Annotated in this window: 16 protein-coding genes; 12 read left to right on the plus strand and 4 right to left on the minus strand. The window is 64.2% G+C overall.

The annotated features are described in order from the left end of the window. The first annotated feature begins 162 nt into the window (after positions 1-162). Both PKB_RS24285 and PKB_RS24290 read left to right on the plus strand, forming a co-directional pair. A complete protein-coding gene (locus PKB_RS24285) occupies positions 163-450 on the plus strand; it encodes a TfoX/Sxy family protein (protein WP_043255241.1) in 288 nt (95 codons plus the stop codon). 94 nt (positions 451-544) lie between these two features. Further along, positions 545-1,345 carry a cyclic nucleotide-binding domain-containing protein gene (locus PKB_RS24290; protein ID WP_043255243.1) on the plus strand — a complete coding sequence of 267 codons (801 nt, stop codon included), beginning with the start codon at positions 545-547 and terminating at the stop codon, positions 1,343-1,345. An 880-nt stretch (positions 1,346-2,225) separates the two neighbouring features. Here the strand turns inward: PKB_RS24290 and PKB_RS24295 are convergent. Both PKB_RS24295 and PKB_RS24300 read right to left on the minus strand, forming a co-directional pair. Then, positions 2,226-2,993, minus strand: coding sequence for a heme ABC transporter ATP-binding protein (locus tag PKB_RS24295; RefSeq protein WP_043255245.1), 768 nt, complete (start codon positions 2,991-2,993; stop codon positions 2,226-2,228). Continuing rightward, positions 2,993-3,976 (minus strand): FecCD family ABC transporter permease, encoded by a 984-nt coding sequence (locus PKB_RS24300; protein WP_156958150.1) that lies wholly within the window; start codon positions 3,974-3,976, stop codon positions 2,993-2,995. The genes PKB_RS24295 and PKB_RS24300 overlap by 1 nt, the downstream gene beginning before the upstream one ends. Positions 3,977-4,310: 334 nt before the next feature. Between PKB_RS24300 and PKB_RS24305 the strand changes: the two genes are divergently transcribed. Beyond that, positions 4,311-4,637, plus strand: coding sequence for a Rieske (2Fe-2S) protein (locus tag PKB_RS24305; RefSeq protein ID WP_043255250.1), 327 nt, complete (start codon positions 4,311-4,313; stop codon positions 4,635-4,637). On the opposite strand, the gene sfsA is transcribed toward PKB_RS24305, so the two are convergent. Beyond that, a complete protein-coding gene (gene sfsA / locus PKB_RS24310) occupies positions 4,634-5,341 on the minus strand; it encodes a DNA/RNA nuclease SfsA (RefSeq protein WP_043255252.1) in 708 nt (235 codons plus the stop codon). The genes PKB_RS24305 and sfsA overlap by 4 nt on opposite strands. Next, positions 5,341-6,513: a pyridoxal phosphate-dependent aminotransferase gene (locus PKB_RS24315; protein ID WP_043255253.1), complete on the minus strand. Its 1,173-nt coding sequence runs from the start codon at positions 6,511-6,513 to the stop codon at positions 5,341-5,343. The genes sfsA and PKB_RS24315 overlap by 1 nt, the downstream gene beginning before the upstream one ends. Positions 6,514-6,704: 191 nt before the next feature. On the opposite strand from PKB_RS24315, the gene dksA reads away from it, so the two are divergent. The 9 genes from dksA (at position 6,705) to panC (ending at position 17,210) form a co-directional block, all read left to right on the plus strand. After that, a complete protein-coding gene (gene dksA / locus PKB_RS24320) occupies positions 6,705-7,148 on the plus strand; it encodes an RNA polymerase-binding protein DksA (protein WP_043255255.1) in 444 nt (147 codons plus the stop codon). Positions 7,149-7,243: 95 nt separating this feature from the next. After that, the gene (gene gluQRS / locus PKB_RS24325; protein ID WP_043255257.1) at positions 7,244-8,131 is read left to right on the plus strand and encodes a tRNA glutamyl-Q(34) synthetase GluQRS; all 888 of its coding nucleotides are present in this window, start codon (positions 7,244-7,246) and stop codon (positions 8,129-8,131) included. A gap of 84 nt (positions 8,132-8,215) precedes the next feature. Continuing rightward, positions 8,216-8,392 carry a hypothetical protein gene (locus tag PKB_RS29700; RefSeq protein ID WP_015478907.1) on the plus strand — a complete coding sequence of 59 codons (177 nt, stop codon included), beginning with the start codon at positions 8,216-8,218 and terminating at the stop codon, positions 8,390-8,392. Continuing rightward, positions 8,376-11,327, plus strand: coding sequence for a sensor histidine kinase (locus tag PKB_RS24335; RefSeq protein ID WP_156958069.1), 2,952 nt, complete (start codon positions 8,376-8,378; stop codon positions 11,325-11,327). Before PKB_RS29700 ends, PKB_RS24335 begins: the two co-directional genes overlap by 17 nt. A 26-nt stretch (positions 11,328-11,353) precedes the next feature. After that, positions 11,354-12,793: a sigma-54-dependent transcriptional regulator gene (locus PKB_RS24340; protein ID WP_043255261.1), complete on the plus strand. Its 1,440-nt coding sequence runs from the start codon at positions 11,354-11,356 to the stop codon at positions 12,791-12,793. A gap of 765 nt (positions 12,794-13,558) precedes the next feature. Next, complete coding sequence (locus tag PKB_RS24345; protein WP_043255263.1) at positions 13,559-14,956, plus strand: polynucleotide adenylyltransferase PcnB; 1,398 nt, start codon at positions 13,559-13,561, stop codon at positions 14,954-14,956. Further along, positions 14,953-15,438, plus strand: a complete 486-nt coding sequence (folK, locus tag PKB_RS24350; RefSeq protein WP_043255265.1) for a 2-amino-4-hydroxy-6-hydroxymethyldihydropteridine diphosphokinase — start codon at positions 14,953-14,955, stop codon at positions 15,436-15,438. The genes PKB_RS24345 and folK overlap by 4 nt, the downstream gene beginning before the upstream one ends. A 123-nt stretch (positions 15,439-15,561) precedes the next feature. Then, positions 15,562-16,362: a 3-methyl-2-oxobutanoate hydroxymethyltransferase gene (gene panB, locus PKB_RS24355; RefSeq protein ID WP_043255267.1), complete on the plus strand. Its 801-nt coding sequence runs from the start codon at positions 15,562-15,564 to the stop codon at positions 16,360-16,362. Next, positions 16,359-17,210, plus strand: coding sequence for a pantoate--beta-alanine ligase (gene panC / locus PKB_RS24360; protein ID WP_043255270.1), 852 nt, complete (start codon positions 16,359-16,361; stop codon positions 17,208-17,210). Before panB ends, panC begins: the two co-directional genes overlap by 4 nt. Positions 17,211-17,266: the final 56 nt, after the last annotated feature.

The following is a 17,266-nucleotide window of genomic DNA, read 5'->3' on the forward strand; positions in this document are numbered from 1 at the left end:
TCGTCGCGCATCCAGCAGCTCGGCGGCGAGCGATATCACAAAGCCACAATTTTCTTACAGCCCGCTACACTTTTTCTGAACATCAAGCGGGCCGTCCCTGCAGTTCAGGCCCTCGCCGCCATGCATGACTCACCACCGCGTGCCGCATCGCAAGGACCGACGATGAACGATGAACTGCTGCACCTGAAGAATCTCGGCAAAACCTCCACCCAGTGGCTGCATGCAGTGGGTATCCACAATGTCTCGGATCTGCGCCGGCTGGGCGCGGTGGGTGCCTATCGAGCGGTGCGGGCGCGTGGATTCCGCGCCTCAAAGGTGCTGTTGTATGCCATCGAAGGCGCCCTGCTGGATGTGCACTGGAACGATCTGCCCCCCGCCCACAAGGCAGCTTTGCTGGGCGAGCTGGAAACTTTTCCGATACAGAACCGGAGCCAGCTCACAAGCCGCTGACGAAAGGATTTACGGAACACGGTGACTGCCCCTATCGTTTCAGGGACTTTCGTGTGCCCTCGATTGCCACCGCCAGCCCAAGGAACCACGGCTCATGTATTTACTCGGCGAACAACCGGCCTATGCCGATCAATTGATCACCCGCCTGCAGAGCATTCCTGCCCAGCTTCTTTCAGGCCTGCAACCCTGTGGCGAGCCCATTCGCCTGGAGCGCACCGACGATCTGATCGCCGCAGTACCGGGTAACCAGCTGTTCCTGATCGAAAATGGCCTGCTGCACGCGGTAGTCGACGAGCGCCCCCTGTTCTACCTGCAGGAAGGCGATATCGTGGGCCTGCGCCAGGGCATCGACCTGCCGCCCTGCCGCTACAGCAGCGAAGAGCCTCTGTGCCTGATCCCCTACTCGCGCAACGAAGTGTTCGCACATATCCATGAGAGCCCGGAGCGCCAGGAGCTCTTCCTCCAATACCTGATCGGCCATACGGCGCTGCTCTCCGACGCTCTCGCACATCTCAAGCAGCCGGATATCCGCCCGTCCACCGGCTTCCGCCATTTCGCCGCCGGCGACCAGCTGATCCAGCAGGGCGACGAAGCCGAACACGTGTTCATCATCATCGAGGGCCACGCCGAGGCCTTCGTCGATGGGCAGAAGGTTGGCGACGTACAGAAGGACGAGATCTTCGGCGCGATGGCCGTGTTCACCGGCGAGAAACGCAGCGCCAGCGTCGTCGCCAGCGAACCCTGCACGGTGATGGTGATTCCCAAGGACCAGTTCCTCAGCCTGATGCAAAGCAATCCGCGAATTGCCCACAGCCTGATCGAGAGCATGGCCCGCCGCATCGACCTGCTGAACCGCGAAGTCACCCAGTTGCGCCAGCAACAGAGCGCAAGCTGAGCTCTCCACCGCCACAGAAGCCCGGCCCCGCGCCGGGCTTCTGCTTTTTTGGGAGCGACTTCGAGCGATGATGAAAATAGCGAGAGAAGAGGTTTACTCTCAAATGATAATGATTATTATTGGATTATCTGGTCGCGAGGCCAGACGATAAGCTCAAGAGACCACGCAGTCGGACTCTTCAGATTATCTCCTCATCAGGCTAATCACGGATTCGACCCGGCTCTTCGCCGGGTCTTTTTTTGCCTGCACTTTTGCCGGAGATACCCGCAGAGTTCCGATTAGCGAGCAGGCAGAAAAGCGTTGACATGCAAATGATAATTGTTATTATTCAAACCACTGGCTGCGAGGCCAGTCGATAAACTGAGCGGCCACCGCAGTCGGACGATCAGATTATCTCCTCATCAGGCTAATCACGGATTCGACCCGGCTCTTCGCCGGGTCTTTTTTTGCCTGCACTTTTGCCGGAGATACCCGCAGAGTTCCGATTAGCGAGCAGGCAGAAAAGCGTTGACATGCAAATGATAATTGTTATTATTCAAACCACTGGCTGCGAGGCCAGTCGATAAACTGAGCGGCCACCGCAGTCGGACGATCAGATTATCTCCTCATCAGGCTAATCACGGATCCGCCCCGCCTCTCCGCGGGGTCTTTTTTTGCCTGCACTTTTGCCGGAGATACCCGCAGAGTTCCGATTAGCGAGCAGGCAGAAAAGCGTTGACATGCAAATGATAATTGTTATTATTCAAACCACTGGCTGCGAGGCCAGTCGATAAACTGAGCGGCCACCGCAGTCGGACGATCAGATTATCTCCTCATCAGGCTAATCACGGTTTCGACCCGGCACATCGCCGGGTCTTTTTTTGCCCGCGAAAAAGCCCGCTCAGCGCACCACTACGAGCGGATGACCACGCTCCGGATGGCGCTGGACCAGCACATCCAGGCCAAACACGTCGCGCAGGGGCTCGGCTTGCAGCACCGCTTCGGGTGTTCCGGCCGCTCGCTCCAGGCCGTCGCGCAGCAGCAGCAACCGATCGCAATAGCGCGCCGCGAGGTTCAGGTCATGCAGCACCACCAGCACTGCCACTCCGCGCTCGGCGATTTCTCGCACAGCCTGCAGCAGGCTGTGCTGATGTAGTGGATCGAGCGCGGAAGTCGGCTCGTCCAGCAACAGGACCTGCTCGGCATTGCCCGGCCACAGTTGCGCCAACACCCGCGCCAGGTGCACGCGCTGGCGCTCGCCGCCGGACAACGCGAGATAGCTGCGCCCGGCGAGATGCCCGGCATCCGCCACGCGCAGGGCTGCTGCAACTATCTGCGCGTCGATCTGGCGGCCACTGGAATGGGGCAAACGGCCGAAGCCGACCACGGTTTCCACATCGAAGGCGAAGTTGAGCGAGGACGTCTGCGGCAACACTGCCAGTCGGCGCGCACGAGCTGTGCCCGCCCAGGACTGCAGGTCGCGCCCGTCCAGGCTCACCTGGCCAATGCTCGGCTTCAGCTCGCCGCTCAGCGCGCCAAGCAGCGTGCTCTTTCCGGCGCCATTGGGACCCAACACTCCTAGCACTTCACCTGCCTGCAGGGCCAGCGACAGGCCGTGCAGCACCGGCTTGCCGCCGCGCACTACCGTCAGGTTTTCCGCGCGCAACATCAGAGGCGACTCCGCAGCAGCAGATAAAGGAAGAATGGCGCACCAATCAGCGCCATGACGATGCCGATGGGCAATTCCGCAGGCGCCAGGGCCAAGCGCGCCAGCAAATCAGCGAGCAGCAGCAGGATCGCGCCACCGAGCATCGACGCCGGCAGGAGACGGCGATGATCCGGACCGACGACCAGTCGCAACAGATGCGGCACTACCAGGCCAATGAAGCCGATCATTCCAGCCGCAGCGACGGCAGCACCAACACCCAGCGCCGTGCAGAAAATCAGCTCGACCTTCAGGCGCTCGACATCGAAGCCCAGGTGGCGCGCCTCCGACTCACCCAGCAGTAGCGCGTTGAGCGCGTCCACCCGACGCGGCAGCCAGGCCGCCACCAGCATGCCCACCAGCAGCAGCGGCCAGAGGCGCGGATAGCTGGCTCCGTTCAGGCTGCCGAGATTCCAGAACGTCAGGCTGCGCAGGGTGGCGTCGTCAGCGAGATAGCTGAACAGGCCGATCAGCGCACTGGCCAGTGCGGTCAGGGCAATACCGGCGAGAAGCATGGTGGCGACGCTGGTCTGGCCGTCGCGGCGTCCCAGGCGATAGACCAGCCAGGTCACCACCAAACCGCCGAGGAAGGCGCAGAGGGAAAGCAGATAGGGAGCGAGGACCGCCGGCAATCCACCGATTGCCGCGCCAAAGACGATAGCCAGGGCTGCCCCCAGTGCGGCGCCGCTGGATACGCCGATCAACCCCGGGTCGGCCAGGGGATTGCGAAACAGTCCCTGCATGGCCACGCCGCACAACGCCAGCAAAGCGCCCACCAGCAATCCCATCAGTGCGCGCGGCAGACGCAGCTGCCCCACGATCAATTCGGCCTGCTCCAACCCTTCAACCTTCACCGGCACTCCAGACAGATGCAGCAACGCACGCAGCGTATCGCCCAGCGGCAGGCTGACCGAACCCAGCGCCAGGGCCAGCCAGAACACCAGCAGCAGCGCGGCGCAAAGGCCGAGGAAAAGGGGACGAGCTGGAACCGGTCGGGTCAAAGGGCGGTCATCCGCACGAAGAAGTTGCGCGGAAGGATAAGAGCCCGCCGATAGGCCCGCCAGCCCGACGCGGCAGAGCGGGATCGCGGCAAATGCCCGCAACGACTCGCAACATTGATAATGATTTGCATTTACAAAACAAACCTTATAAGGTCGCGCCGCTTTTCGAGCGTCACTTTTCCGCCGATCGCCTGTCACTTGTCTTGTATGGGCGGAACGGCGAGTCTGCGCGCTCTACTTCTTCAGCACACGGATGTGCTCCCTAAATAGCGGGACTCCCATGCAACTGCTTTGCCCCACCGACGAACTGAGCGAAGGCTGCAGCCGAGGCTTCACCCTCGCCGGGCAGCACCTCGTCGCCGTGCGTCGCAATGGCCGTGCGCATGTCTACCGCAACCGTTGCCCGCACCGCGGCACGCGGCTGGAGTGGGAAGCCGACCGCTTCCTCGACTCCACTGGCAGCCTGCTGCAATGCGCCCACCATGGGGCGCTGTTCCTGATCGAGTCGGGCGAATGCATCCAGGGCCCGTGCCTGGGCCACACGCTCGACGCCCTGCCCTGCCGCGAAGACCCGCAGGGCTTGTGGGTGGAGCTGGAAGCGCTCTAGGCGCGCACGTCCAACCGCCGGACCAGGCGTAACTCTTGCGGATCGAGATCAGCACCATAAGCCAGCACCTCGACACCCGCCTCACGCGCTTCGCCAAGGGCATTGGCATAGGCCGGATCGATCTCGACCGCCGGGCGTACCGCTTCGATGCCGGACAGGTTCACGCAATACAACAACACCGCGCGCGTCCCTTCCCGGGCCATAGCGGCGAGCTCACGCAGATGTTTGGCGCCGCGCGTAGTAACTGCGTCCGGGAAAGCAGCCACGGCGGTGTCGTCGAAGCCCAGGGTGACGCTCTTCACTTCGACAAAAACTGGCCCCTCGGCGAAGTCCAGACGGAAGTCGGCGCGGCTGTTCTCCACGCCATAAGCGACTTCGCGGCGTAGTTCGGCGAATCCGGCCAGTTCTGCGATGTCACCCGCCAGCAGGGCTTCCTCCACCAGACGATTGGCACGCCCGGTGTTCACGCAGGCCAGCCGCCCCTGTGGCGTCTCGGCAAGCTCCCAGGTGCCCGGCAGCTTGCGCTTGGGGTCGCTGGAGCGGCTGAACCACACTCGGCAACCTTCGCTCATGCAATTGAGCATCGAGCCGGTGTTCGGGCAGTGGATGGTCAGTTGCTCACCACTGGCGGTTTCGATGTCGGCAAGGAAGCGCTTGTAGCGGCGCAGCAGGCGCGCCTCCTCCAACGCCGGGACGAAGCGCATCAGGGACGCCAGCTCTTCAGTCCGCGAGCGATACGGTCGACCGCTTGCTGCAGGCGCTCCAGGTTCTGCGTGTAGGCGAAACGCACATGGTGGTCGGCTTGGTAGCGACCGAAGTCCACGCCGGGAGTGAAGGCCACGTGCTCGGTCTCGATGAAGTGCTGGCAGAAGCGATAGGCATCACCGCCGAAGGCGCTGATGTCGGCATACAGATAGAAGGCTCCCTCGGGCTCCACGGCAATCCCGAAGCCAAGGTCGCGCAGAGCCGGCAGCAGGAAATCACGACGGCGGGCGAACTCGGCACGACGTTCCTCGAGGATCGCCAGGGTGTCCGCCTCGAAGCACGCCAGCGCGGCGTACTGGGCCACGCTCGGTGCGCTGATGTAGAGGTTCTGCGCGAGCTTCTCCAGTTCTCCCACCGCTTCTGGCGGCGCCACCAGCCAGCCGAGGCGCCAGCCGGTCATGCCAAAGTACTTGGAGAAGCTGTTGAGGACGAAGGCCTCGTCGTCCACTTCCAGCACGCTGCTGGCGTCCACGCCGTAGGTCAGGCCATGGTAGATCTCGTCCACCACGAGGTGCCCGCCGCGCGCCTTCAGCACGGCCGAAAGCGCTGCCAGTTCATCCTTATGTAGCAAGGTGCCCGTAGGATTCGCAGGCGACGCCAGCAAAGCGCCTACACTGTCTTGATTCCAGTGCTGCTGGATGTGTTCGGGAGTCAGCTGATAGCGGCTCTGCGGGCCGACCGGAACCAGCTGAGCCGCGCCCTCGACCAAGCGCAGGAAGTGACGGTTGCACGGATAACCGGGGTCGGCCAGCAGCCAGTGCTTGCCCGGATCGACCAGCAGGCTGCTGGCCAGCAGCAAGGCGCCGGAGCCGCCGGGCGTGATCAGGATGCGTTCGGGGTCGACGTTCAGGCGGTAACGCGAGGCGTAGAAGCCGGCGATGGCTTCGCGCAGCTGCGGCAGCCCACGCGCAGCGGTGTAGCGCGTGTGGCCGACACCCAGCGCAGCCTGACCGGCGGCGACTATGGGCGCGGCGGTGCTGAAGTCCGGCTCGCCGATTTCCAGGTGGATGACGTCGTGGCCGGCGGCCTGGAGCTCGTTGGCTCGCGCCAGCAGCGCCATGACGTGGAAAGGCTCGATGGCGCGGCTGCGCGCACTGAAAGAAAAGGCCATACGAAATACCGAACTTTGCGACGAAGAGGCGATTCTAACCAAGCCCATCGCGGGTGGCAGCAGGCAAGACAACCGGGAGTAGCATCGCGGTTATCGATCTGGTAAGTTCGCCCGCTTGCGAGCGCGGGGCCGGCGACGACCGGCGAGGGACCATCCGCGACAGGACTAGCGAGAGTGAGAGGCGGTCATCCATGCCCACCAAAGCAAAACAGCAGAGCAGCCAACTGATTCGTGGCTTCGAGCCCTACCAGGAAACCAAGGGCGAGGAGTACATGAGCGAGCGCATGCGCGCCCACTTCACCTCCATCCTCAACAAATGGAAAGTTGAGCTGATGGAAGAAGTCGACCGCACCGTGCACCACATGCAGGACGAAGCGGCCAACTTCCCCGATCCGGCCGACCGCGCCAGCCAGGAAGAGGAATTCAGCCTCGAACTGCGTGCCCGCGATCGCGAGCGCAAGCTGATCAAGAAGATCGACGAAACCCTGCAGCTGATCGAAGACAACGATTACGGCTGGTGCGACTCCTGCGGCGTGGAAATCGGTATCCGCCGCCTGGAAGCCCGCCCGACCGCGACCCTGTGCATCGACTGCAAGACCCTCGCGGAAATCAAGGAAAAGCAACTCGGCTCCTGAGTCGACGGCTTTTCGCGAATGGGGCGCCTAGGCGCCCCTTTGCATTTGTGCGGCCCAACCGGCCGCTGTAACACACCCCAAACACGCGCCGCGCCATGCCTGAATCCCGCTACATAGGCCGCTTCGCCCCCACACCCAGTGGCTACCTGCACTTCGGCTCGCTGGTCGCCGCCGTCGCCTCCTACCTGGATGCCCGCGCGGTCGGCGGCCGCTGGCTGGTGCGCATGGAAGACCTCGCCCCGCCGCGGGAAATGCCCGGCGCACAGGACGCCATCCTGCAGACCCTGGAGCGCTACGGCTTCGAGTGGGACGGCCCGGTGGAGCGCCAGAGCTCCCGCGGCGAAGCCTACGAGGCGGTGATCCAGCAATGGCTGCTTAGCGGCCTGGCCTATGCGTGCACCTGCTCGCGCAAACAGCTCGAAGGTACCGGCGGCATCTATCCCGGCACCTGCCGAAACGCACAGCATGACTGGCATGGCGACGTCGCCATCCGCATCCGCGTACCGGAGCTTGAATACGCCTTCATCGACCGCGTGCAGGGCGAGTTCCGCCAGCACCTGGGCCGCGAAGTCGGCGACTTCATCATCCGTCGCCGCGACGGCCTCTTCGCCTACCAATTGGCCGTGGTGTTGGACGATGCCTGGCAGGGCGTGACCGACATCGTTCGCGGCGCCGACCTCCTCGACAACACCCCGCGCCAGCTGTACCTGCAAGAGCTGCTCGGCATCGCCCATCCGCGTTACCTGCACGTCCCGCTGATCATCCAGCCGGATGGCCACAAGCTGGGCAAGTCATATCGCTCGCCACCGCTCCCCGCCGAACAGGCCGCGCCCCTTCTGGTTCGCGCCTTGCGCGCGTTGGGCCAGGCGGCGCCGCAAGCGCTGGTCCACTGCACGCCGCGCGAGGTCCTCGACTGGGGCATCGCGCACTGGGATGCAGGGCGAATTCCCCGCAGCCTGACGCTGGAAGACGCTCGGCTCTAAGATGGAAGCAGGGGCACCGTGCCCTGGCTTGCAGGCGCCTACCGGCAGCCTGTAGCCTGCCGACCGCACATTGAGAGGCCTGTCATGTACATCTACCGACTGGTGCTGCTTCTGGTCGTGGGCATCTACCTGTTTTCGCCCGCCATCATGGATTGGTGGATCGACCCCCACGGCGCCTGGTACCGCCCTTACCTGCTGTGGCTGATCCTCATCGTCGTGACCTTTATCCTGCAGAGCCAGCGCGATGCCGATGAGCTTTAGCCTTGCCCAGCTGATCCTGATCAGCTTCGTCTACCTTCTGATTCTCTTCGGCGTGGCCTGGATCACCGAACGCGGTTACATCCCGCGACGGCTGGTGCGTCACCCGCTGGTCTACACCCTGTCGCTGGGCGTCTATGCCAGCGCCTGGGCCTTCTACGGCACCGTCGGGCTGGCCTATCAATATGGCTACGGCTTCCTGGCGATCTACCTGGGCGTGTCCGGTGCATTCCTGTTGGCGCCGGTTTTGCTCTATCCGATCCTGCGAATCACCCGCGCCTACCAGCTGTCTTCGCTGGCAGACCTCTTCGCCTTCCGCTTCCGCAGCACCTGGGCCGGCGCGCTGACCACGCTGTTCATGGTGATAGGCGTGCTGCCGATGCTGGCACTGCAGATCGAAGCGGTGACCAACTCGGTGCGCCTGCTGACCCGCACCAACGACACCAACAGCACCGCCCTGGCCTTCTGCGCGCTGATCACCCTCTTCGCAATCCTCTTCGGCGCTCGCCATATCGCCACACGCGAGCGCCACGAAGGGCTGGTGATGGCCATTGCCTTCGAGTCGCTGGTCAAGCTGATCACCATGGGGGCGGTTGGATTGTTCGCCCTCTACGGCGTGTTCGGCGGCCCCGACGGCCTGGAGGTCTGGCTGCTGCAGAACCAGGAGGCACTGAGCACATTGCATACGCCGCTGGCGGAAGGCCCCTGGCGCACGCTGCTGCTGGTGTTCTTCGCTGCCGCCATCGTGATGCCGCACATGTATCACATGACCTTCACCGAGAACCTCAACCCGCGCGCACTGCTCACCGCGAGCTGGGGCCTGCCGCTGTTCCTGCTGCCGATGAGCCTGGCGGTGCCGCCGATCCTCTGGGCCGGCCTGCACCTGGGCGCGGCGACCAACCCGGAATACTTCACCCTCGGCCTGGGCATGGTGGTGAACAGTCCGGCGCTCGCCCTAGCCGCCTTCATCGGCGGTATTTCCGCGGCCAGCGGGCTGATCATCGTGATGACCCTGGCGCTCTCCGGCATGGTGCTCAACCACCTGGTGCTGCCGCTGTACCAGCCACCCGCCGAGGGCAACATCTACCGCTGGCTGAAATGGACCCGCCGCGGCCTGATCGCCACCATCATCCTGCTCGGCTACTTCTTCTACCTGCTGCTCGGCTCGGAGCAGGAGCTGTCGAACCTCGGCATCGTCTCCTTCGTCGCCACCCTGCAGTTCCTTCCCGGCGCGCTCTCCGTGCTTTATTGGCCGGCGGCCAATCGCCGTGGATTCATCGCAGGTCTCGTCGCCGGCATGCTGGTCTGGGGCGTGACCATGCTGGTGCCACTGATCGGCAACCTGCAGAGCATCTACCTGCCGATCTTCGACTCGCTGTACGTGCTCGACGAAGCCAGCTGGCACCTTGCAGCGCTGGCCTCGCTGGCCGCCAACGTGCTGGTGTTCACCCTGGTCTCGCTGTTCAGCGAAGCCAGCGACGAAGAGAAAGGTGCGGCCGAAGCCTGCGCCGTCGACAACGTACGCCGTCCGCAGCGCCGCGAGCTGATCGCCAGCTCGCCGCAGGAGTTCGCCGGGCAACTCGCCAAGCCGCTGGGTGCCAAGGCCGCGCAGAAGGAAGTCGAACAGGCCCTGCGCGACCTGCACCTGCCCTTCGACGAACGCCGCCCATATGCCCTGCGCCGCCTGCGCGACCGAATCGAGGCCAACCTCTCCGGCCTGATGGGCCCCAGCGTCGCCCAGGACATGGTGGAAACCTTCCTGCCCTACAAGGCCGGCGGCGAAAGCTACGTCACCGAGGACATCCACTTCATCGAGAGCCGCCTGGAGGACTACCACTCGCGGCTCACAGGCCTGGCCGCCGAACTCGACGCCCTGCGCCGCTATCACCGGCAGACCCTTCAGGACTTGCCGATGGGCGTCTGCTCGCTGGCCAAGGACCAGGAAATCCTCATGTGGAACCGCGCCATCGAGGACTTCACCGGCGTCGATGCGCAGCGCGTGGTCGGCTCGCGCCTGTCGGCCTTGCCCGAGCCCTGGAAAGGCTTGCTGGAAGGTTTCATCGAAGCGCCAGACCAACACTTGCACAAACAGCGCCTGGCTATCGACGGCCAGACCCGCTGGTTGAACCTGCACAAGGCGGCCATCGAAGAGCCACTTGCTCCCGGTAACAGCGGCCTAGTGATCCTGGTCGAGGACCTCACCGAGACCCAGCTGCTGGAAGACAAGCTGATCCACTCCGAGCGCCTGGCCTCCATCGGCCGCCTGGCAGCCGGCGTGGCGCACGAGATCGGCAACCCGATCACCGGCATCGCTTGCCTCGCCCAGAATCTGCGCGAGGAACGCGAAGGCGACGGCGAGCTGACCGAGATCAGCGGGCAGATCCTCGAACAGACCAAGCGTGTCTCGCGCATCGTCCAGTCACTGATGAGCTTCGCCCATGCTGGCGGCAAGCAGGTCGAAGTCGAACCTGTATGCCTGGCCGACGTCGCCCAGGAAGCCATCAGTTTGCTATCATTGAACCGCCGCAGCGTCGAAGTGCAGTTCTTCAACCTCTGCGATCCCGAACACTGGGTCGAAGGCGATGCCCAACGCCTCGCTCAAGTCCTGATAAACCTGCTGTCCAATGCCCGCGACGCTTCACCGCCGGCCGGCGCCATCCGGGTCCGCACTGAGGCCTCGGAGAACACCGTCGACCTGATCGTCGAGGACGAAGGCAGCGGCATTCCGAAATCCATCATCGAGCGACTGTTCGAGCCCTTCTTCACCACCAAGGACCCCGGCAAGGGGACCGGCCTGGGGCTCGCACTGGTCTATTCGATCGTGGAAGAGCATTATGGGCAGATCACCATAGACAGCCCGGCTGACCCCGAACGTGAATGCGGTACGCGCATTCGCGTCACCTTGCCGCGGCATCCTGGCCCGACGGCCGAGCAGTAGACGAGCACGTCGAGAGAGCTGAATACATGGCACATATCCTCATCGTCGAAGACGAAACCATCATCCGTTCGGCCCTGCGACGGCTGCTCGAACGGAACCAGTACCAGGTCAGCGAAGCTGGCTCGGTACAGGAAGCGCAAGAGCGCTACAGCATTCCTTCCTTCGACATGATCGTCAGCGACCTGCGCCTGCCCGGCGCGCCCGGCACCGAGCTGATCAAGCTGGCCCAGGGCATCCCGGTGCTGATCATGACCAGCTACGCCAGCCTGCGCTCGGCAGTCGACTCGATGAAGATGGGCGCGGTTGACTACATCGCCAAACCCTTCGACCACGACGAGATGCTCCAGGCCGTGGCACGCATCCTCAAGGATCGCCAGGAAGGCCGCAGCACCGCAGGCGAAACCCGCGGTAACGGCAAGGCCGCACCCGAGCGCGGTAACGGTAACGCCGCACCGGCTGAAGGCGAAATCGGCATCATCGGCTCCTGCCCGCCCATGCAGGAGCTCTACACCAAGATTCGCAAGGTCGCCCCCACCGACTCCAACGTGCTCATCCAAGGCGAGTCCGGTACCGGTAAAGAGCTGGTGGCGCGCGCACTGCACAATCTATCCAAGCGCACCAAGGCGCCGCTGATCTCGGTGAACTGCGCAGCGATTCCGGAAACCCTGATCGAATCCGAACTCTTCGGCCACGAGAAAGGCGCATTCACTGGCGCCAGCGCCGGCCGCGCCGGCCTGGTAGAAGCTGCGGACGGCGGCACCCTGTTCCTCGATGAGATCGGCGAACTGCCGCTGGAAGCCCAGGCCCGCCTGCTGCGTGTGCTGCAGGAAGGCGAGATTCGCCGGGTCGGCTCGGTGCAATCGCAGAAGGTCGACGTGCGCCTGATCGCCGCTACCCACCGCGACCTCAAGACCCTGGCCAAGACCGGGCAGTTCCGCGAAGACCTCTATTACCGCCTGCACGTCATCTCGCTGCGCCTGCCGCCGCTGCGCGAGCGCGGGGCGGACGTCATGGAAATCGCCCGCGCCTTCCTGGCGCGTCAGTGCTCCCAGATGGGGCGCGCGCCGCTGAGCTTCTCCCACGAGGCCGAACAGGCGATCCGCCACTACCCGTGGCCGGGCAACGTGCGTGAACTGGAGAATGCTATCGAGCGTGCGGTCATCCTCAGCGAAGGCCAGGAGATCCCGGCCGACCTGCTGGGCATCGACATCGAGCTGGACGACCTGGAGGACGATCTGGCAGACGAGCTGGACAGCCGCTCCAGCAGTGTGGCGAGCAACACCCACGAGCCCACGGAAGACCTGTCGCTGGAGGACTACTTCCAGCACTTCGTGCTCGAGCACCAGGACCACATGACCGAGACCGAGCTGGCCCGCAAGCTGGGTATCAGCCGCAAATGCCTGTGGGAACGTCGCCAGCGTCTGGGCATCCCGCGCCGCAAATCGGGTGCGTCCGCCGACTCCTGATACACGCACAGCTGTTACCGCCGACATGGCGCGTAACAAAAGCCGGGTTCATCGGTAACGGGAACCCGGCTTTTTTGTGCCTCACCAGAAGGGAGTGAATCTCGTAAGTGCTTGAAAAATAAGGATTTACAAAAGTTGGCACGGCATCTGCTTTGTTATTGGCACAACAACAATAACAAGCTCAAAACCAAGACAACAAAAACAACACGTAACGACTCCAGCACAACAAAAACAAAATCGCGGAGGCGCAGCTAACTGATTCTTTTGGAGGAGAGTAGCTGTCGGGAGAGATCCCGCAACCGGTCGAAGAACAATAAAACTGCCCCGAGGCAGCGACGAAACTGGTTGGATCGCAAGATCACTGCTCACTCAGCGACCAAAGCAATCCGTTTGCTCTTGTGAGTCCTGAATAGGATACGCCCCAAGGCGATTGACCTTGGGGGACGGGTCAACAAACAAAAACAACAAGCCCGATACCATAACAAGAACAAAGAAAGCACCTACTTTGGGGGGGAGCTCAGGCTCCCCCAGTAGCTTCTCCCTCTCCCCTGCTTCCTCGCTCTCTTCTCTCCCCTTTCGTTCACCATCCGCGCCCCCGATGCTAGAATTCGTGCCCGTTCGGCTGCACAAGGCATCAGAATTGCTGCCTATTGTTTCCGCCAGCCATGCTTTTCAAGCATGATGCTGCCTGTCGAATCCGACTGACGGCGCGGCGCCCTGCGTTGCGAAACGCGATCCAATCATCCTGTTCCCTATAGTGCCTACATGCTGAAAAAGCTGATCCAGTCCATCCGCTCACCCCTGCGCCTCAAGCGCACCGTCCGCACCACGCCGGAAATCGTCGGCAGCAACCAGCATTCGCTGCGCCGCGAACAGTTCAGCCGGAACGCGGTCAACGTGGTCGAGCGCCTGCAGCGGGCGGGATACCAGGCCTATATCGTCGGCGGCGGGGTGCGCGACCAGCTGCTCGGCATCGCCCCGAAAGACTTCGACGTCGCCACCAGCGCCACCCCCGAGCAGGTACGCGCGGAATTCCGCAACGCGCGGGTGATCGGCCGCCGCTTCAAACTGGTCCACGTACATTTCGGCCGCGAGATCATCGAGGTCGCCACCTTCCGCGCCAATCATCCGCAGGAAGAAGGCGACGGTGACAGCAACCAGGCGTCGCGCAACGAGGCGGGTCGCATCCTCCGCGACAACGTCTACGGCACCCTGGAAGACGATGCCCAGCGCCGCGACTTCACCATCAATGCCCTGTATTTCGACGTCAGCGACGAGCGCATCCTCGATTACGCCCACGGCGTGCACGACATCCGCAATCGCTTGGTCCGCCTGATCGGCGATCCCGAACAGCGTTACCTCGAAGACCCGGTGCGTATGCTCCGCGCCGCGCGTTTCGCCGCCAAGCTGGACTTCGAGATCGAGAAACACAGCGCCGCGCCGATCCGCAAGCTGGCGCCCATGCTGCGCGAGATTCCTTCCGCGCGACTGTTCGACGAAGTGCTCAAGCTGTTCCTGAGCGGCCGTGGCGAGCGCACCTTCGAGCTGCTGGTCGAGTACGAGCTGTTCGCCCCGCTGTTCCCGGCCAGTGCGAAGGCCCTGGCCCGCGATCCGGAATACGCCGGCAAGCTGATCCGCCAGGCACTGGCGAACACCGACGAGCGCATCCGCCAGGGCAAACCGGTAACGCCGGCGTTCCTCTTCGCCGCGCTGCTCTGGCCGGCACTGCCGGCGCGCGTGGCCCATCATCAGGATCGCGGTGTGCCGCCGATTCCGGCGATGCAGGAAGCCGCCCACGAGCTGATCAGCGAGCAGTGCCAGCGCACTGCCGTGCCCAAGCGTTTCACCATCCCGATCCGCGAAATCTGGGACATGCAGGAGCGCCTGCCGCGCCGTCAGGGCAAGCGTGCCGACCTGCTGCTGGAAAACCCTCGCTTCCGCGCCGGCTACGACTTCCTCCTGCTGCGCGAGAGCGCCGGCGAGGAAACCGGTGGCCTGGGCGACTGGTGGACCGATTACCAGGACGCCAGCGACGGCGAGCGCCGCGGCATGATTCGCGGCCTGGCCAGCAGCCAGGAAGATGGCGCAGCCCCGCGCAAGCGCCGTCGTGGCGGTAGCCGCAAGCGCCGTCCGCGCACCGGCGAAGGCGCTGGCAACGAGTGAGCGAGCGCGTCTACATCGGACTGGGCAGCAACCTGTCCGAGCCCCTGCGCCAGCTGCAAAGCGCCATCGAAGCCATTCGAGAGATCCCTGCCACCCAGGTAGCGGCGGTTTCGCCGTTCTACATCAGCGACCCGCTCGGCCCGGCCGACCAGCCGCGCTATGTGAACGCTGTAGCCGCGCTGGACACCGAGCTTGCGCCCCTCGCGCTGCTCGACGCCCTGCAAGCCATCGAGCTGGAACAGGGCCGCGTGCGCAAGGATGAACGCTGGGGGCCGCGCACCCTGGACCTGGACATCCTGCTGTTCGGCGAGCGCCAACTCGACGAGCCGCGCCTTACCGTGCCGCACTACCACATGCACGCCCGCGCCTTCGTGCTCTATCCGCTGGCCGACCTCGCGCCAGAGCTGCGCCTGCCCGATGGCCGCAGCCTGTCGGAACTGCTGGCCGATTGCCCATTCCAGGGCCTCGAACGGCTATCCTGATCGTCACTCCAGTTGGCGGTAACGCCGTAACAGTCCGGTAACACCTGCGATTGACTTCGCTTCCCCCCATCCGGACTATAGGTGCCCCGCGCCGGCCCAGCCGGCCCAACGAGGACCCTTTCCATGCCTGATGTCACCCTGACCACCCTGCAAGGTCTGAAGCAGAGCGGCGAGAAGATCGCAATGCTGACAGCCTACGATGCCACCTTCGCCCACGCCGCCTGTACGGCCGGGGTGGAGATGCTGCTTGTCGGCGACTCCCTCGGCATGGTGCTGCAAGGACACGACAGCACGCTGCCGGTCACGGTCGAGGAAATGGCCTACCACACTGCCTGCGTGAAACGCGGCAACCGTGGCGCGATGATCGTCACCGACCTGCCCTTCGCCTCCGGAACCTCGCTGCAGCGCCTGCTGGATGACGCGGTCAAGGTCATGCAGGCCGGCGCCCACATGGTCAAGCTGGAAGGCGGCGCCTGGCTCGCCGAGCCGATCGTGCGCCTGGCGCAGATGGGCGTGCCGGTGTGCGCGCACCTGGGCCTGACCCCGCAATCGGTCAACCTGTTCGGCGGTTTCAAGGTTCAGGGCCGCCAGGAGGCCCAGGCACGCCAGCTGCGCGCCGACGCCATCGCTCTGGAGCAGGCCGGCGCCGCCATGCTGCTGCTGGAATGCGTACCCAGCGCCCTTGGCAAGGAAATCAGCGAAGCCGTGAAGATCCCGGTGATCGGCATCGGCGCCGGCAACGGCACCGACGGCCAGGTCCTGGTGCTGCACGACATGCTCGGCCTGTCGCTGACCGGCCGCTCGCCGAAGTTCGTGCGCAACTTCATGGAAGGCCAGCCGGACATCCCGGCCGCCCTTGCCGCCTACGTCGAAGCCGTAAAAGACACCTCCTTCCCCGGTCCCGAACACGGATTTTCCGCATGAACACCGTCAAGACCGTCCGCGAACTGCGCGCGGCCATCGCCCGTGCGCGCAGCGAAGGCAAGCGCATCGCCCTGGTTCCGACCATGGGCAACCTGCACGCCGGCCATGCCGCACTGGTGGCCAAGGCCGGGCAGCGCGCCGACTTCGTGGTCGCCAGCATCTTCGTCAACCCGCTGCAGTTCGGCCCGACCGAGGACCTGGACAAGTACCCGCGTACCCTCGCCGCCGACCAGGCCAAGCTGCTCGAGGCGGGCTGCCATCTGCTGTTCGCCCCCGGCGTCGAGGAGATGTACCCGGACGGCATGGACGGCCAGACCAAAGTCAGCGTCCCCGGCGTCTCCGAAGGCCTTTGCGGCGGCAGCCGCCCGGGGCACTTCGACGGCGTATCCACCGTGGTCTGCAAGCTGCTGAACATGGTGCAACCGGACATGGCGCTGTTCGGCGAGAAGGATTTCCAGCAACTCGCGGTGATCCGCAAGATGGTCCGCGACCTGAACATCCCCGTGCAGATCTTCGGCGAGCCCACCGTGCGTGCCGAAGACGGCCTGGCGCTGTCCTCGCGCAACGGCTACCTGAGCGCTGAGCAACGCGCCATCGCGCCGGTGATCCAGCGCACCCTGAAGCAGCTCGCCGAGCAACTGCGCGGCGGTTCGCGCGATTTCGCCGCGCTGCTCGAAGCAGGTCGCCAGCAGATCGAAGGCGCCGGCCTTCGCATGGATTACCTGGAAATCCGCGAAGCCCTCAGCCTGCGTCCGGCTGCCGTCGAGGACAAGCACCTGGTGATCCTCGCCGCCGCCTTCCTCGGCACCACCCGCCTGATCGACAACCTGCCCCTGCAGCTCGACTGAAGCCCCCTCCGGAACACCCGCCCAGGCCGCGCCACGCGCGGCTTGAGGGCGGATCG

Source organism: Pseudomonas knackmussii B13, from assembly GCF_000689415.1.
In the GTDB taxonomy this organism is placed as follows: domain Bacteria; phylum Pseudomonadota; class Gammaproteobacteria; order Pseudomonadales; family Pseudomonadaceae; genus Pseudomonas; species Pseudomonas knackmussii.

Excerpts from the sequence above, each read along its gene's own strand:
- PKB_RS24345 (WP_043255263.1), top strand. The coding sequence starts at position 13,559 with ATGCTGAAAAAGCTGATCCAGTCCATCCGCTCACCCCTGCGCCTCAAG.
- PKB_RS29700 (WP_015478907.1), top strand. The coding sequence starts at position 8,216 with ATGTACATCTACCGACTGGTGCTGCTTCTGGTCGTGGGCATCTACCTG.
- panC (WP_043255270.1), top strand. The coding sequence starts at position 16,359 with ATGAACACCGTCAAGACCGTCCGCGAACTGCGCGCGGCCATCGCCCGT.
- panB (WP_043255267.1), top strand. The coding sequence starts at position 15,562 with ATGCCTGATGTCACCCTGACCACCCTGCAAGGTCTGAAGCAGAGCGGC.
- dksA (WP_043255255.1), top strand. The coding sequence starts at position 6,705 with ATGCCCACCAAAGCAAAACAGCAGAGCAGCCAACTGATTCGTGGCTTC.
- PKB_RS24285 (WP_043255241.1), top strand. The coding sequence starts at position 163 with ATGAACGATGAACTGCTGCACCTGAAGAATCTCGGCAAAACCTCCACC.
- PKB_RS24340 (WP_043255261.1), top strand. The coding sequence starts at position 11,354 with ATGGCACATATCCTCATCGTCGAAGACGAAACCATCATCCGTTCGGCC.
- PKB_RS24315 (WP_043255253.1), bottom strand. The coding sequence starts at position 6,513 with ATGGCCTTTTCTTTCAGTGCGCGCAGCCGCGCCATCGAGCCTTTCCAC.
- PKB_RS24290 (WP_043255243.1), top strand. The coding sequence starts at position 545 with ATGTATTTACTCGGCGAACAACCGGCCTATGCCGATCAATTGATCACC.
- PKB_RS24305 (WP_043255250.1), top strand. The coding sequence starts at position 4,311 with ATGCAACTGCTTTGCCCCACCGACGAACTGAGCGAAGGCTGCAGCCGA.
- gluQRS (WP_043255257.1), top strand. The coding sequence starts at position 7,244 with ATGCCTGAATCCCGCTACATAGGCCGCTTCGCCCCCACACCCAGTGGC.
- PKB_RS24335 (WP_156958069.1), top strand. The coding sequence starts at position 8,376 with ATGCCGATGAGCTTTAGCCTTGCCCAGCTGATCCTGATCAGCTTCGTC.
- PKB_RS24295 (WP_043255245.1), bottom strand. The coding sequence starts at position 2,993 with ATGTTGCGCGCGGAAAACCTGACGGTAGTGCGCGGCGGCAAGCCGGTG.
- sfsA (WP_043255252.1), bottom strand. The coding sequence starts at position 5,341 with ATGCGCTTCGTCCCGGCGTTGGAGGAGGCGCGCCTGCTGCGCCGCTAC.